This is a genomic window from Falsochrobactrum shanghaiense (genome assembly GCF_003149535.1).
Lineage (GTDB): Bacteria > Pseudomonadota > Alphaproteobacteria > Rhizobiales > Rhizobiaceae > Brucella > Brucella shanghaiense.
Genome location: NZ_QGDB01000012.1, coordinates 1 through 15,258 on the forward strand (window position 1 = coordinate 1; position 15,258 = coordinate 15,258).

Below are 15,258 nucleotides of genomic sequence, written 5' to 3' on the forward strand. Positions count from 1 at the left end.
GACATCAAGGATCCGAACCAGAACATCAACTGGGTTCCGCCCCAAGGCGGCGAAGGACCGGTCTATGTAAACATGTAGAGCATTTCCAGCAAAAGTGCGTAGCACCTCCGCAGGGAAATCAGTTCACTGGACTGATTTCTTTTCCTGCTCCGATGCGTCGGATAATGCGAGAGAATAAATGTTTATGTAGACTGAGTCCGTCTCGACCGCCGCTGGCAAAATGCTGGCGAAGGTCCGGCTCTACTGAAATGCCGTTTCGTAAAAACTTCTGAGCTTGCGCGAATGCAGGCTTTCATCGGGCATGGCGGCAATTTTTTCGATTGCCCTTATGCCGATCTGCAAATGCTGCGCCACCTGCCTCTTGTAGAATTCGGTGGCCATTCCCGGCAGTTTCAATTCGCCGTGCAAGGGCTTGTCGGAGACGCACAGCAACGTGCCATAGGGGACGCGAAAGCGAAAACCATTGGCGGCGATTGTGGCCGATTCCATGTCGAGCGCGATGGCGCGCGCCTGTGAAAGCCGCTGCACGGGGCCGCGCTGGTCGCGAAGCTCCCAATTGCGGTTGTCGATGGTGGCAACCGTTCCCGTGCGCATGATGCGCTTGAGGTCATAGCCCTCAAGGCCGGTGATTTCTTCGACGGCTTCTTCCAGCGCCACCTGAATTTCCGCAAGCGCGGGCAGGGGAACCCAGGCGGGCAGGTCATCGTCAAGCACATGGTCCTCACGCATATAGGCGTGGGCGAGGACATAATCGCCAAGCTGCTGGCTGTTGCGCAGGCCCGCGCAATGTCCCAGCATCAGCCATGCATGCGGGCGCAGCACGGCAATATGGTCGGTGATCGTCTTGGCATTGGAAGGGCCGACGCCGATATTGACCATGGTGATGCCGGAATGATCGGCGCGTTGCAAATGATAGGCTGGCATTTGCGGCATCCGCTGAAGCGGATTTCCGGTGCTCGGCGCGGTTTCCCCCGCCAGTGTGATGATATTGCCCGGTTCGATGAAGGCGTCATATCCGCCGCCGCCTTCCGCCATGAGCTGGCGGGCATAAGCGCAGAATTCGTCCATGTAGAACTGATAGTTGGTAAAAAGGACAAAATTCTGGAAATGCTTTGGGACGGTCGCGGTATAATGGGCAAGCCGATGCAGCGAATAATCGACGCGCTGCGCAGTGAAGGGCGCAAGCGGCAGCGGCCCTTCCGTCGCCGGGTCGAGATCAGCATTGACGATCTTGTCGTCGGTCGAGGTGAGATCGGGCACATCGAACAGATCGCGCAACGGATATGTAAAGGCGTCGGCGACGGAAGCCTCTACATAGGCGTCCTCCATGAAGGCGAAATGAAGCGGGATCGGCGTGGTGGATTCGCGCACCGTGACCGGCACGCCATGATTGCGCATCAGGAGCCGGATTTGCTCGTAAAGATAATTCTCGAACAGGTCCGGTCGCGTGATGGTGGAGGAATAGTCGCCGGGCATGCTGACATGGCCATAAGCCAGTCGCGAATCCACATGCGCGAAGCTTGACGTGGAGAGGGCGATTTCAGGATAAAAGGCGCGGTAGCGCTGCGGCGGCACCTTGCCGCGCGCCAGATCGGCGAAAGCATCGCATAAAAAAGCGGTGTTGCGATCATAAAGCCTGCGCAAGGCATCGACTGCCGCGCGCGCATCATGAAAGATTTCCGGCTCGACGGCTGGAGGCGTCTTGATCGCGGTGAGAAAAACCTGTTCGATTCGCTGTGTCATGGCCCAGTATAACAAAGACTATGACGGTGCGATGCACGACTTTATGCCTTTCGTTGCAGGCTGACATAAAGAACCAGGCCGATTCCGCTCATCTGGGTTTTCTGGCCGATCTGATTATAGGCGAAAATCGCGGCGGGGCCGGTGAAGACGGCAGTGAATAAAAAGATCCGAAAGGCAATGATGCTGAAAAGGCGAAGATCTCCGATCATGACGGCGAGTCCGTGCTCGTCTTCCGCAAATTTTTAAGTGCGAGCGGATCGATCACCGGCTGGTCTTTATAAATATCGTATTTGCGATCGACGAAAGTGCCGGCGATTACAGCCAGAACCACGATAAGCAGACATATGATGGTGAAACGCCACAATAACATATTGGTCCTCGAAAAATGGTCATTTTAAATCCCTGCCTTCACAATAGGGTCTGCGCCTGAACCTGCGCTGAGAGCAATATTCATCCGCCATTCAAAAATATTAATACTTCATGAACTTGTGCCGACCGCACTTGCGTCGGGCCTGGTCCAGCCTATGTTAGCTGGAACCGGAATTTCGCACAAAGCCAAGAAAACGGGAGTTAGCGCAGGATGTCCCAACAGACGAAACCCATCGAGCTTTATTATTGGCCGACGCCGAACGGGGTAAAAATCAGCATCATGCTGGAGGAACTCGGCGTCCCTTATGAGGTCAAATATATCAATATCGGCAAAGGCGACCAGTTCCAGCCGGATTTTCTGAAAATCTCCCCCAATAACCGTATGCCCGCTATCGTTGATCCGGAAGGTCCGGGCGGCGAGCCGATTTCGGTGTTCGAATCCGGCGCGATCCTGCAATATCTCGGTCGTAAATTCGGCAAATTCTACCCCTCCGACGAACGCAGGCGCGTTGCTGTCGACGAATGGCTGATGTGGCAGATGGGTGGGTTGGGGCCGATGTCGGGGCAGGCGGGGCATTTCCGTGTCTATGCCCCAGAAAAGGTCCAGTACGGCATTGATCGCTATACGAATGAGGTCAATCGCCTCTATGGTGTGCTGAACGGCCAGCTTGAGGGCCGTGATTATATTGCCGGCGATTATTCCATCGCGGATATGGCCTGTATCGGCTGGATAAATGCCTATGCGAATTATGACCAGAAGCTGGAGGATTTCCCCAATCTCCAGCGCTGGCATGAGACGATGAATGCGCGCCCGGCAGTCGCGCGCGGCTTGCTCGTGGGCAAGGAAGAGCGCGAACGTGCCGCCGCTTCCGCCAATAAGGAAGACGAGCATAAAATCCTGTTTGGTCAAAAAAGCCGCTGATCGCGGCAAATTCGATCAAAGACACTGCATGATCAAACGAGCGGCCCGCTGGCATGAACGGCGGGCCGTTTTTACAGGCAGATGACGAAGCAAAGCGGGCTATGGTTATCATCTGGTTTCCGTCCTCAAGTGGGCGCAAGGCTGCAGATCGCGAAAAGACGTGCAATCCATATGACTTGAATGCTTAATGAAATCCCAAGTTTACGCCTTGTTGGGATTTCGTTGGCGTCCTGTTAAGCATCTGGTTTAACGCGCATTTTAATCCTCCCTCCTATTCTGAGCATCATGAACGGAACGACAGATCCGGCGGTTCGGAGCCTTGAAGCGGCCCCGAAAACAGAGCGGACGGTTCTCGGGATTTAACAGGGACAAGACACATGACGCAGTTTCAAAATTTTGCACACCAGAACCAGACAGCTCCGCAGGATCGCATTCTTCTGGAAATGGGCCTGAAATATGCAATCGGACGCGACTGCGAGATCGACATTGTCGAAGCGCATAAATGGCTCAATATCGCTGCTATTCGTGGCAGCCAGAAAGCCGCGCGCATGCGCAATCAGGTTGCCGCAACCATGAGCAAGCATGAACTCGCGACGGCCCTTCGCGGCGCGCGCGAATGGATGATGACGCATTAGGGTTTGGCTCTAAAGCGTATCGCGATCTTTCAGATTCGCTCCTTACGCTTTAAGTTGTTGTTTTTACGCATGTCGTTATCCCGAAACCGGTTCCCACTTTCGGGCGACATGCTTTAGTAAATAACATTTGAAGCTGAAATTTTACTGTAAACTACTTGAAGACATTATTATGACTGTAACATAACAGGAGTGCCTGTTATAATTTTTGTATTGTAGTAAGTGTTAATATTTAAGAACTGCTTGACAGACCACTTGTCTGGCGGCAGATTCGCTATGGAAAAGTTTGCAGCGCATGCTGCAAACGATGCCTATCGGGCTCAATCGGATCGAAACCTATATTGGAATGATAATCGGAGTGCTGGTTTAACAGGATCGCCTCTCCAGCAGCCATATTTGATAGGGAGTTACGAAATGTCTGTTCGTACCGTCGCATTTATGGCTGGCACGGCCATAATCATGGGCATATCCGCTTTGGCCTTTTCATCACCGGCCAGCGCGCTGACGATGAAGGAATGCAGCACAAAATATCAGGCAGCCAAGGATGCCGGTACTTTGGGCGGTGTAAAATGGAATGATTTCCGCAAGACCCAATGCGCGGATGATGCAGCCGCTGCCCCTGCTGCTCCTGCACCGGCAAAGAAGGCCGCAGCGCCTGCCACGGATACGGCAGCCAAGGGGCTGACGATGAAAGAGTGCAGCGCGAAATATCAGGCGGCCAAGGATGCGGGCGCTGATAAGGGCGTCAAATGGAACGACTTCCGCAAATCCGAATGCGGTCCGGGAGCCGATCCGGTGGCGCTGAGCACCGATGGTTCGGCTGAACCGGCTGCGCCGACCATTGCCGCACCGCGCGGCGTCAGGTTCCCGACGACTGTTTCTTCGAAATTTGCGAATGAGACACCCGGCAAGGCGCGGATGCACACTTGCCTGGAGCAGTACTATGCGGCCAAGCAGGCCAATGCGCTCGGCGGGCTGAAATGGATTCAGAAAGGCGGCGGTTATTACAGCCTGTGTAACGCGCGCCTGAAAGGCAATTCGTAATATCGGGTGAAGATTGAAAAGGGGCTTGCGCAGCCCCTTTTATCATCTGCGTTTCGAGAACCAGCCGGTCAGGCCGACAACGAGCCAGCCAAGGATCATCAGCGTGCCGCCGGTCGGGGCGGAATAGGGAAAGAGCCTTTCTCCGGTCACGTCGAGCATGAACAGGCTGCCGCAGAAAAGCGCCAGTCCGATAAACAGGAGCGCTCCGCCGATCCGTGCACTGGAACTGGCTGGCGCGATGAGGGAAAGAACCAGCAAGGCGGGTGCGTGCGCGAGCAAAAGCGGCGCAATGACCGTGAGCTGGCCCCAGCTGCTATGGGCGGAACCGGCGTAAGCAACAATGGCCAAGGCGCCGCATAGCCCGGCGAGCGTGCTGAACAATCGATTGTGAGACAGGTTCTCATGAGGAATGGACATCTGGTTTCTTTTCCTGCTCCGATGCGTTGGATAATGCGATAAGATAAAGACGCTTTAAACGGAACCGCCCCTTACGGACTATTGCCGGGACTATTGATTGCCTTGCGCGCGCCGCGCATCGGCCAGTGCTTCGGGGAGGGCGGCTTCAAACACATCGAGCTGCTCATCCACACCCACGCTCACGCGGATGCAGCGATCGAGCACGGGTGCGCCGGGCTTGCGTACAAAGACGTCGCGCTTGATCAATCCATTGAGGACCGCCGTGGCAAAAGCACCATCCGCGCCGCAATCCACCGCGACAAAATTTGCAGCGGAAGGAATGGCTTGCAGTCCATTTTGCGCGGCGATTTTTGCGATGCGCTCCCGCCCGGCATGTATCTTTGCGACCACATCGCGCAGATAGTCCTGATCTTTCAGTGCCGCAATGGCTGCTGCCTGCGCAACCCTGTTGACTGCGAAATGATCGCGTATCTTGTCGAAAGGCCGAATTGCCGCAGCGCAGCCAACCACATAGCCGCAGCGAATGCCTGCAAGGCCGTAAGCCTTTGAAAAAGTGCGCATCCGCAGGATATTGGGCCGATCGGGCTCAAAGGCGGGGAAGGCGGATTGGGGGCCGGTTTCGCAATAGGCTTCATCCAGAATCAGTAAGGTGGTTTCGGGAACCTGCTCGATGAAAGACTGAATATCGCTGCCTTCATGCCATGTACCCATCGGGTTGTCGGGATTGGAAATATACAGGATTGCCGGATTTTCCTTGCGCGCCAGTTCGATCAGCGCATCAAGGTCGGGCCTGTCATCCTTATAGGGCGTAGTCAGCAACACGCCGCCATAGCCCGAAACATGATAATTGAAGGTGGGATAGCCGCCGAGCGAATTGATTACCTTGTCGCCCGGCTGCACGTATTGTCTGACCACAAGGCCCAGCAAGGCATCGACGCCCGCACCCGGCATGACGTTTTCGGCTTTTATATCATGATGCGCGGCAATGGCATGCCGCAGCTCGTAATTTTCCGGATCGCCATATTTCCAGACTTCGGACGCCTCTTTCTGCATTGCGGCAATGACGGAAGGGGCAGGTCCGAAGCTGCTTTCATTGGCGCCTATTCGCGCAGCAAAAGGCTTGCCGCGCTGCATTTCCAATGTTTCAGGGCCAACGAAGGGAACAGTTTCAGGAAGGCTTTTTACAAGGGAGGTAAGTCGAGGCGATGCCATGGCGTTTCCGGTCAGTCTGGTCAGGGGAGGAGAGGGCGGTAAATTCCGGTCCTTTCCCGATAATGGATCAATATACAGGCATATCAACTTGTCCTGCGTCTTTCCATATCCGGAAAAAAAGAAACGGCAGCCGTATCGGGGCTGGGGATTGCTTGTGTACCGGGTTTCGGGGCGCCCGGCCTTGGGACGAAGCTTGATAGAGAAAATGCGATACTGCTTCCAAAATGGACCTGATCATCTTCTTTTAGACGTGATTATAATTCGGTTCGACAGGTAGTATATTCATTTCATCAGAATGCGCATTGGCGTGCAGCGGCACTTCGGTCATGGCTTGACTGGCGGGCCTTGACTGGCCGGGCTTGATGCCGCCGATTGATCGTGACGCTGCGGGACTTGAGGCGTGAAACCCAAACTCAACAACAGGGATCCGATATGCTTGTAAATGGAAAATGGATGGCCAATTGGCAGCCGGTACAGGCCAAGGATGAAAAGGGCGGCTTTGTGCGCCAGACTTCCAGCTTTCGCAACTGGATAACACCGGATGGAAGCGCTGGTCCGACGGGCGAGGGCGGGTTCGAGGCAGAAGCCGGGCGGTATCATCTCTATGTCGCGCTGATCTGTCCCTGGGCTTCACGCACCCTTATCGGGCGCAAGTTGAAGAAACTTGAAAACGCGATTTCCGTCACGGTGGTTGAGCCTGAATTGAGCGAGCAGGGCTGGCGATTTGGCGCTGAGCCGGACCCGGTCAATGGCGCGACCTATCTGCACGAAATCTACACGCGCGCTGATCCGATGATCAGTGGACGCGCCACCGTGCCGGTATTATGGGATAAGAAACGCGGTACGATCGTCAATAATGAATCGGCTGAAATCCTGCGGATGATGAATTCGGGCTTTGGCGATCTGGCGGATGCTTCCCTTGATCTTTATCCGGAAGATTTGCGCGCCCGCATCGACGCCCTTAACGAAAGAATCTATCCGCGCCTCAATAATGGGGTGTATCGTGCGGGCTTCGCGACCACGCAGATTGCCTATGAAGAGGCTTTTGCGGAGGTTTTTGCCATGCTTGACGAGCTGGAAGAGCGGCTGTCTGACGGTCGAAAATTCCTGTTTGATGACCGCATCACCGAAGCCGATATACGACTTTTTGTAACGCTGATCCGCTTCGATGCGGCCTATTATGGGCTATTCAAATGCAATCTGCGCCGTCTTGCTGACTATCCGCATCTGACGGAATATACAGCCCGCATCCTTGGTCTTCCCGGTGTGCGCGAAACGGTGAGTATCGATCATATCAAGCGCGGTTACTATTCCATCAAGGCGTTGAACCCGACGGGAATCGTTCCGGTGGGGCCTGACTTACACAAACTCATGGGCAATGCATGAAATGCAACAGCCGCAATCAGGGACTGTTCCCGATTGCGGCTGTCTGCTTTGTATCGCTCATAAACCGGGCAATATAACGCCTATCGGCTGGCTACGATGCCTGCGATAAGGCCGGTCGCTGCCGTAATCAGCAGGAATTCGTTATCGACCTTCACCCAATGCTGGCCGCGTGCCGGCTTGCGAAGGCCATGACGGCGATAATCGCGGACCTCCTGATGACGGCGCCAGTTGCTGTAATGCTGTCCTTTGGACCAGCGCTTCTTATGCACCTGCTTGCGGTGATCATGGCGCTTGAAGTCTTTGCTTGGTCCCGGACGTTTCGGCTCTACGCGATGATGGCCTGGCCGGGACGACGAATTGTAATTGTCGCGGGCCTGGGCGAGCGGTGCGCCGATAAACGACAGGGCGATGGCAGCGAGGACGACTTTCTTCAACATGGGGCTCTCCTTGTTTGGTGAGACCAACCTAGCGACGCGCTCGTGAATGACAGATGAACGAAAGCACGCAGGAATATTAAATAAAATCAATGTTGATCGGTCATCGCAGGCCATCTGTTTTCTCAATCTTGCAGCAGGATTCTCCCCGACGGCAATTATTGAGCGGATCACCGGCACGAGAGGACAGGCTTTTTGCTGCCGTAACTTTGCCGCGAATCACCGCAGAAGCAGCTCTATAAAAGCCGGTTTCGGCATTGCGCTGGCTGCATGCATGCGAGGCTTTATGAAGTTTGAATGGCTTGTGGAAGCTTGATGGCGGTCCGAAGCCGATGAAACAGAGAACTACACCTACGCTATAGCCCTCCAAAATGACATCTGAAGCCGTGCTGGCCGTCTTGTGTGCCGTACGTCAGCTCAAAACTACTTGAGAGCGATGAGACGTGTGAGTGTTCTCAGGTTCGAATGAGAGATTGCCGCCGCGCGTGAGGTGCGGTTTAAAAAGATATGTCCTTCACATTGGCCAGCTTCGGATTCGACCTGAGCAATCGAGAGATTGCCGCCCTAGTTTATCTAAGCCTTCTACTGGCCGCTGTGCTTCTGTGGAAAAAGGGGCGGTTTCTCGCGTTTAATGTCGTGCGTGCCTTCCTTATGCCGAAGCTCGCACTGCTCTGGCTGCTCATGTCCCTCTACGTGGCGGCTTGTGTCTGGCTGCTCGCATGGCTGAATTTGTGGGACTGGCCCAATCTCAAATCGACCCTGCTTTGGTGGCTGACAGTTGGTTTCACCTGCGTCTTTGAAGCCCAGCGGCTTAAAGACAAGCCGCATGCGCTACGCAAGCTGGTGCGCGATGCCTTCACGCTCTCTGCCGTCGTCCTGTTCATCGCCGAGTTGGTGAGCTTCCCACTCTGGGTCGAACTGCTCATGCTTCTGTCGCTGGTGTCTCTCACTCTCCTTATAGCCGCTGGCGAATATCAGACTGACAAACCCGGTGTCCCACGAGTGCTGAAACTGCTGCGCGAGCTCCAGATGCTCGCAGGCCTCACTATCCTCGGCTTCAGCTATTGGCTGGTTGCCGCCAGCATTACTGAATTCTGGTCATTGAACACGTTGCGTGAGTTCGGGTTGCCCTTGCTGCTCTGGCTCATGTTCATTCCGTTCATTTTTCTACTCGCGGTCTTTATGACCTACGAGGAAGCCTTCATCTATTTACAGATGAGACCAAAACAGGCTCCCATCGCACGCTATGCGCGATGGCGCGCTCTGTTCGCGTTCGGCTGGAATATTGACGGGGTGAAACGTCTCGCGCGCGATATTCGCGGGCGCGACATCGCCGAGAAGCAGGGCATCAACGACGCCATCCGGGAAATCAAGCGGCTCTTCAAGGTTGAAAAGAACCCGCCCACTGTTACGCGCGTCGAAGGTTGGTCGCCGCACGCGGCGCGGGTATTTCTTGAAGAGTACGGCCTCGTCACCGACGACTATCACCGCACACAATGGGAGTGGTTCGCGCACATTCCATCGGTGAAACTGAACGACAAAGTGATGGCGGATCGGATTTCCTACTACCTAACCGGCAATGAGCGCGCCGTGACGCGACTGCGGCTCGCACTGGATGGCTCAAACCAGAACGACACGAAGGATTCGCAGCAGGCCTTCGATGAACGCGCGTTGGCCCTGTTGGCTAATGCGTTTGACGCTGATCGGGCGACGACGATCTACGTGCGCGCTCAAACCTCCGAGCCCGAAGCCTTGGTAGTTGATGGCGTGCGGGTATGGCTGGACGGGTCAGATTGGGGAGACGCTCGCCTCGGCGGCTATGTGCGGAACTTAACTATTCAGCATCCCGAGCATCAAGGAGATGAGTAAAGAGTCTGCTGCGTGTCTTATTGACAGCTCTTTTCATCCCCAGCCTGACCGCTGGTAGAAATAGGTGAGCTGTAGCGTGGAAACGGCGGCAATATCGAACCATGTAGGGCAATCGGCGGGAATGGCGGAGGGAAAGGGGCTGCGATCGAACCTTCTCCGTGATAAGTGCTTGTTTTTCTTCCATAAATTATACGCCGGCACTACAGATCCTGTATAGACAGAATAGAGTGTCCTAAGTTTAAATGATACGTCCTCCGCCAGATCAGCTTGGGTCCAGCGGAGGATGGCGTTCAGTGGCTCAGGTCCGCGGCTATCATGCCCGCACCTCCTGCCGCTGGAACACGACATAGGCGAGCGTGAACAGGACCAGCATCGCGGCGATCAGGCCGGAGATCTGGGGCCAGACGATCAGCAGGCTCTGCATGGTCGGTAGCGGTGCGCCGATCACCGCGCCCTGCATCTGGTGCATGAATAGTGGCCCGACGGAGCGCGCGGCCGGGTCGAGCAGCAGCCCCGTTATCTCTCCGTAGAGCGTCTGTGGCGAGACGCGGGCAATCGCCTGCTGCCACTCAAAGCGGTTGAGCACGCTCATCGGATCAAACGGGTCGATCGGCGCGACGATGCCGGCCAGCAGCGGCGCGATCATGCCCCAGAACACCGTCAGCACCAGCCAGACCGACAGCGCCGCCAAGGCCGAGGTGGCAGGCGAGCGGATGACGGTCGAGAATGCGATGGCAAGCGCGAGCCAGACACCCGCATAGGCGAGCGCCGCGGCAAGCCAGAACACGCCACGCACGATGTCTGCGCCGGAAGGCGGCAGGCCGAGGAAAAGCATGCCGAGCCCGACCATCATCAGCCACAGCGTCAGGAGCGCGATGGCGATGACCAGCAGGCCACCGAGAAACTTTCCGAACAGCACTGCATCGCGATAGATCGGCTGGGCAAGCAGCCGGCTCATGGTGCGCCGGTTGAACTCGCCATTAATGGCGTCGAAGCCGAGCGCGATCGCTACTAGCGGCAGCAGGAAGCCGAGGAAGGCGGCAAAGGACGGCAGCGGTTCACGCGCCACGGTGAACAGCTTGAGGAACAGATAGGCGTCTTGCGCCGTGGTGTCCCGAATACGATCGATCGCACCGTACACCGCGCCGACGGCGGTGAGCAGTACCAGCAGCATGATGAGATGCATGCGCGCGCTCGTCATGTGGTCAGCCGCTTCCTTGAGCGCGACTGTGCCGACGCCTCGAAAAGGAGAACCTTCACGCCGCATTGGCAACCTCCCTGAAGTAACGATTGTAGGCTTCGTCGAGACGGGCGCGGCGCAGGTCGAGATTCTTCAGCCTGCCGCCGGCCTCGACCACGAGTTTTGCGAGATCGGACCGCACATCGCGCGTCGCCTCGACCTGCCAGAGGCCGTGGGAGGCGGCTGCAACCGACGTCACGCCGTCGGTCTTGTTCGCGAGTTGGCCAAGGTCGATCCCATCGGCCTCAACATCGATGACGAAGGAACCGCGCCCGATCCTCGCTGCCAGCTCCTCGATCGTGCCGAAGAAGCCAATGCGGCCCTTGTTGAACAGCGCCACGCGGCTGCAGATCGACTGCACCACGTCGAGCATGTGCGAGGACAGAAGGATGGTCATGCCCCCGCGCGACAGGTCGAGAATGAGGTCGAGCAGCTCCTGCGTCGATTGCGGATCGAGGCCCGAGGTCGGCTCGTCGAGGATCGCTATCCTGCAGTCGCGCATCAGCAGTTCGGCAATGCCGAGGCGTTGGCGCATGCCCCGCGAATAGGTGGCGACCGGACGGTCGGCGGGGACGCTGAGCCGCACCTTGTCGAGTGCTGCCGCGATGCGCTCCTTTGCCTGTTCGCGCGACATGCCAGCGAGATTCGCCGTATAGGCGAGATTCTCCCTGCCGGTCATCGTGTCGTAGAAACCGACGGTGTCCGGCAGGTAACCGACCTCGCGCTTGACCTCCAGAGGCCGGCGCAGCGGGTCCTTGCCGAGAATGCTGACGCTTCCTTCGCTTGCTTCGGTCAGACCGAGCAGCATCAGGATCGTCGTGGTCTTGCCGGCGCCGTTTGGGCCAAGCAGGCCGATCACCTCGCCCTGGTTGACGGAAAGGTCGATGCCGGCCACGGCCACCGCGTCGCCATAGCGCTTGGCAAGGCCCTTCGCTTCGAGAACGATCGTACTCATCGCCGCCCATACCTCATGACTGCACCGCCCAGCACCAGAACCGCGACGGCGATCACGCCAAGCCCGGCAGCGCCCCACAGGGTGGAGGTCTTCACAGTAACGCGGAACTGTACGCTTTCGGAGACGGTGTCGTTGGAGGCCCGCACCGACACCACGTAATCGCCGGCGATCGCCTGTTCAGACGGGGTGATTTTTACATTGACCTCGCCGGTGGAGTTCGGCGCGATCTGGGCAACGTCCTTCGGCTCGAACTCAACGGTCCAGCCGGAGGGCGGCGTGGCGGAAAGCTCCAGATCTGTCGCGGGAGCAGTTCCGGTGTTGACGAGGGTGAAGGTGAAGCTCGACTCTCTGCCGGCCACCGCCTCGCCAGACAGGCGCTCCTGCGGGCCGACGATGGCGAGCTGCGGTTCGCCTGTTACGTCGAGACTGAGCTGGGTGGTCCCGGAAAGCCCTTCGCCGGAAACCTCGAACCCGGCTTCATAGCGCCCGGCCGCGACCCCACGCGATGGGATCACCTCCATTGTCACCGTCTCCGTGGCGCCTGCGGCGATGGGCAGGCCGGTGATCTCCTCGGAGCCGTAACCCTTCTTGAAGCGTGTCTGGAAGCCGGCCGGCACGCTGGCTGTCAGATTGAACAGCCCGTCTTCCGCACCTTCGTTCTTCACCTTGATCTTGAAGGAGAAGGTCGAGCGCGCTGTGCCGCGTAACGCAGGCAATTCGGGCTCAAGCGAAAGGCCGGAGGCGGCCTCCTCGGTTTCCGACAGGCGTACCACAAGCGGCAGGGTCACCGTCTCAGTTGCGGTGCTGGCGCGGACCTCGATGGCGTGTTCGCCGTCGGTGGAAGCGTCTTCCGGAGGCGTGAGTTCGAGCGTCAGCCGCTCGGTCGAATCCGGCGAGACGATCGCTGCCGTCACCTCGCGGCCGCCGCCCTTCAGTGACCACGCCCAGCCTTCCGGCACGCCCGACACTTCGATCGTGGCGCGCTGGGGCGGCAGTTTTTCATTGCGCAGCGACAGCGAAACCGACTGCGTTTCGCCCGGCTTGATGGTCATCTCGGGCCAGGATGTCGTCAACCAGAAGCCGCTGAGTTCGGCAAATTGCTGCGCTGAAGGGTTTTCCTGTGCGCCAAGCGGCAGCGGCGCCATCAGCATTGCGCCGAGCGCTGCTGCCATCAATGTTGCGGTAAATGTCCTCATCATGTTCTCCCCTATTCACAACGAACAGTCAGCAAAGCGGAAGGCACGCCCTAACGAATGACGAGTAGGAGCCGCGCCCCTCCGCGGAAAAGATCGAGCGCGATGGTGCCGCGCGTTTCGCCGAGCAGCCGCGTCAGTTCGGCCACGGTCCCGACCGGCCGGCGGTTGACGGCGACGATGACGTCGCCGGTGCGCAGACCTGCCTGTGCGGCGGGACTGCCCGGAGTCACGTTGGCGACCAGCACGTTGCCGGACGCATCCTGGAAATCCGCACCGGCCAGACGGTCGGGCATGACTCTTGCAGAAGCGCGCGAAGGACTCGATTCGCCACTCACGGTCAGGGTCGCCATCCGCCTGGCGCCATCACGTAGATAATCAATCTCCACCCTTGAACCCGCTGGCGACAGGCCGATGCGGTTGCGCAAATCTGCCGAACCTGCGATCTCGCGCCCGTCGACGGCGACGATAATGTCACTGGCCTGAATGCCGGCTTCGGCAGCGGGCGAGCCGTCTTCAACGCTGGCGACAACGGCGCCGAAGCTGGCATCGATGCCCAGAGCCTCGGCAAGGTCGGGCGTCAGGTCCTGGATCGAGACGCCGATGCGTCCGCGCCGGACCTCGCCATGCGCGATTAGCTGCGTCATCACCGCCGATGCCATGTCGATGGGAACGGCGAAGCCGATGCCGACATTGCCGCCGGCCGGCGCGATGATCGCGGTGTTGATACCGACAAGCTGGCCGTTCGCCGTCACCAGCGCGCCGCCCGAATTGCCGGGATTGATCGAGGCGTCGGTCTGGATGAAGTCTTCATAGCCTTCGACGTTCAGCCCGCTGCGGCTCAGCGCGCTGACGATGCCGGAGGTGACGGTCTGGCCGAGCCCGAACGGATTGCCGATGGCGACCACATTGTCGCCGACGCGCAGACGCGACGGATCGCCCAGCCGCAGGGCGGTCAGGTTTGACGCATCAACCCTGAGCAGGGCGATGTCGGTCGCCTTGTCGCTGCCGACCAGTTCGGCCGTGAAGCGGCGGCGATCCTTCAGCGTCACCGCGATCTCGCTCGCGCCGTCGACGACATGGTGGTTGGTGAGAATGTAACCCTTGTCCGCGTCGACGATGACGCCGGACCCGGCGCTCATGCGGGGCCTTTGCTGCGGCATCTGCGGCAGGTCGAAGAAGCGCCGGAAATAGGGATCGTTGAAGAGCGGGTTGGTTTCGGCAGACGCGCGAGACGTGACCGCGATGTTGACCACCGCGGGCGTGATCTCCTCCAGAACATCGGGCAACGAACGCTCGACACGCACGCCGGATGCCACATCCTGTGCGGCAACGGGCGGCACAGCGCCACCGGAAAACGACAATGCAAGGCACGTGAGAAGGATGGCGACAATCTGCGGGGCGCGAGGCATGCCGATGAACATTGTCGATCTCCCGATATTTTTCCTTCGTGTAGGATACGGCGCTGCCGTCGCACCGGAAGAGATCTTCCGCCGCCGGTCATTCCCGCGCCTGGTTCGATTGGAAATGAACCCCGCCCGGAGGCGAGGTTCCCGGATCATTGTGGCCGGCCGTCTCGCGAGAGGGACGACACCTGCGCCGCCGCATGGAACATCAGCGCCGAGGCCGCCGTGCGCCGATCCCATCCAGCCATCACCAGCCTGTCGAGCAAAGATTCGAACAGCGGGGCCAATGCCATGCGCGCTTCCGCATCGTGCGACAGGAACTCGGCCGGGGGATGATGCGGCACAGGCACACGGTCAAAGTCTGGCATGAGGCTCATGTCAGTCTCCAATCTATGCTTTGCTCCTGACCGCTCCCGACATGGGAGCGGTCATTTTC

Annotated in this window: 17 protein-coding genes; 7 read left to right on the top strand and 10 right to left on the bottom strand. The window is 58.1% G+C overall.

Going from position 1 to position 15,258, the window contains the following annotated elements; all coding sequences use genetic code 11:
* Positions 1–78: 4Fe-4S dicluster domain-containing protein (locus DKP76_RS19900; RefSeq protein ID WP_146198950.1), on the top strand; the 78-nt coding region annotated here is incomplete at its 5' end.
* A 162-nt stretch (positions 79–240) separates the two neighbouring features.
* Here the strand turns inward: DKP76_RS19900 and DKP76_RS17720 are convergent.
* Both DKP76_RS17720 and DKP76_RS19520 read right to left on the bottom strand, forming a co-directional pair.
* Entirely contained in the window at positions 241–1,743 is a 1,503-nt protein-coding gene (locus tag DKP76_RS17720; RefSeq protein WP_109707990.1) for an AMP nucleosidase, read from the bottom strand.
* 41 nt (positions 1,744–1,784) lie between these two features.
* Positions 1,785–1,952 (bottom strand): hypothetical protein, encoded by a 168-nt coding sequence (locus DKP76_RS19520; protein WP_199224853.1) that lies wholly within the window; start codon positions 1,950–1,952, stop codon positions 1,785–1,787.
* A 371-nt stretch (positions 1,953–2,323) separates the two neighbouring features.
* Between DKP76_RS19520 and DKP76_RS17725 the strand changes: the two genes are divergently transcribed.
* The 3 genes from DKP76_RS17725 (at position 2,324) to DKP76_RS17735 (ending at position 4,710) form a co-directional block, all read left to right on the top strand.
* Entirely contained in the window at positions 2,324–3,034 is a 711-nt protein-coding gene (locus tag DKP76_RS17725; protein WP_109707991.1) for a glutathione S-transferase N-terminal domain-containing protein, read from the top strand.
* A 377-nt stretch (positions 3,035–3,411) separates the two neighbouring features.
* On the top strand, positions 3,412–3,669 hold the full coding sequence (locus DKP76_RS17730) for a sel1 repeat family protein (protein WP_109707992.1): 258 nt from the start codon (positions 3,412–3,414) through the stop codon (positions 3,667–3,669).
* A gap of 411 nt (positions 3,670–4,080) precedes the next feature.
* The gene (locus DKP76_RS17735; RefSeq protein WP_109707993.1) at positions 4,081–4,710 is read left to right on the top strand and encodes an antifreeze protein; all 630 of its coding nucleotides are present in this window, start codon (positions 4,081–4,083) and stop codon (positions 4,708–4,710) included.
* A 42-nt stretch (positions 4,711–4,752) separates the two neighbouring features.
* Here DKP76_RS17735 and DKP76_RS17740 read toward each other — a convergent pair whose 3' ends face one another.
* Positions 4,753–5,127, bottom strand: coding sequence for a DUF423 domain-containing protein (locus DKP76_RS17740; protein WP_109707994.1), 375 nt, complete (start codon positions 5,125–5,127; stop codon positions 4,753–4,755).
* Positions 5,128–5,217: 90 nt separating this feature from the next.
* A complete protein-coding gene (locus DKP76_RS17745; RefSeq protein ID WP_109707995.1) occupies positions 5,218–6,339 on the bottom strand; it encodes a pyridoxal phosphate-dependent aminotransferase in 1,122 nt (373 codons plus the stop codon).
* Positions 6,340–6,771: 432 nt separating this feature from the next.
* On the opposite strand from DKP76_RS17745, the gene DKP76_RS17750 reads away from it, so the two are divergent.
* On the top strand, positions 6,772–7,725 hold the full coding sequence (locus DKP76_RS17750) for a glutathione S-transferase family protein (RefSeq protein ID WP_109707996.1): 954 nt from the start codon (positions 6,772–6,774) through the stop codon (positions 7,723–7,725).
* Positions 7,726–7,805: 80 nt separating this feature from the next.
* Here the strand turns inward: DKP76_RS17750 and DKP76_RS17755 are convergent, their stop codons facing one another.
* Complete coding sequence (locus tag DKP76_RS17755) at positions 7,806–8,162, bottom strand: RcnB family protein (RefSeq protein WP_109707997.1); 357 nt, start codon at positions 8,160–8,162, stop codon at positions 7,806–7,808.
* A 46-nt stretch (positions 8,163–8,208) separates the two neighbouring features.
* On the opposite strand from DKP76_RS17755, the gene DKP76_RS17760 reads away from it, so the two are divergent.
* Together DKP76_RS17760 and DKP76_RS19525 are read left to right on the top strand one after the other, a co-directional pair.
* The gene (locus DKP76_RS17760; RefSeq protein WP_109707998.1) at positions 8,209–8,475 is read left to right on the top strand and encodes a hypothetical protein; all 267 of its coding nucleotides are present in this window, start codon (positions 8,209–8,211) and stop codon (positions 8,473–8,475) included.
* 191 nt (positions 8,476–8,666) lie between these two features.
* Positions 8,667–10,028: a hypothetical protein gene (locus tag DKP76_RS19525; protein ID WP_199224854.1), complete on the top strand. Its 1,362-nt coding sequence runs from the start codon at positions 8,667–8,669 to the stop codon at positions 10,026–10,028.
* Between the two features lie 313 nt (positions 10,029–10,341).
* Here the strand turns inward: DKP76_RS19525 and DKP76_RS17770 are convergent, their stop codons facing one another.
* The 5 genes from DKP76_RS17770 to DKP76_RS17790 form a co-directional block, all read right to left on the bottom strand.
* Positions 10,342–11,295 carry an ABC transporter permease gene (locus tag DKP76_RS17770; protein WP_109708000.1) on the bottom strand — a complete coding sequence of 318 codons (954 nt, stop codon included), beginning with the start codon at positions 11,293–11,295 and terminating at the stop codon, positions 10,342–10,344.
* The gene (locus tag DKP76_RS17775; protein WP_109708001.1) at positions 11,285–12,223 is read right to left on the bottom strand and encodes an ABC transporter ATP-binding protein; all 939 of its coding nucleotides are present in this window, start codon (positions 12,221–12,223) and stop codon (positions 11,285–11,287) included. The genes DKP76_RS17770 and DKP76_RS17775 overlap by 11 nt, the downstream gene beginning before the upstream one ends.
* Positions 12,220–13,422: a COG1470 family protein gene (locus tag DKP76_RS17780; protein WP_245410279.1), complete on the bottom strand. Its 1,203-nt coding sequence runs from the start codon at positions 13,420–13,422 to the stop codon at positions 12,220–12,222. Before DKP76_RS17780 ends, DKP76_RS17775 begins: the two co-directional genes overlap by 4 nt.
* A gap of 47 nt (positions 13,423–13,469) precedes the next feature.
* On the bottom strand, positions 13,470–14,840 hold the full coding sequence (locus DKP76_RS17785; protein ID WP_109708003.1) for a DegQ family serine endoprotease: 1,371 nt from the start codon (positions 14,838–14,840) through the stop codon (positions 13,470–13,472).
* Between the two features lie 134 nt (positions 14,841–14,974).
* On the bottom strand, positions 14,975–15,199 hold the full coding sequence (locus DKP76_RS17790) for a hypothetical protein (RefSeq protein WP_109708004.1): 225 nt from the start codon (positions 15,197–15,199) through the stop codon (positions 14,975–14,977).
* Between the last annotated feature and the right edge of the window lie 59 nt (positions 15,200–15,258).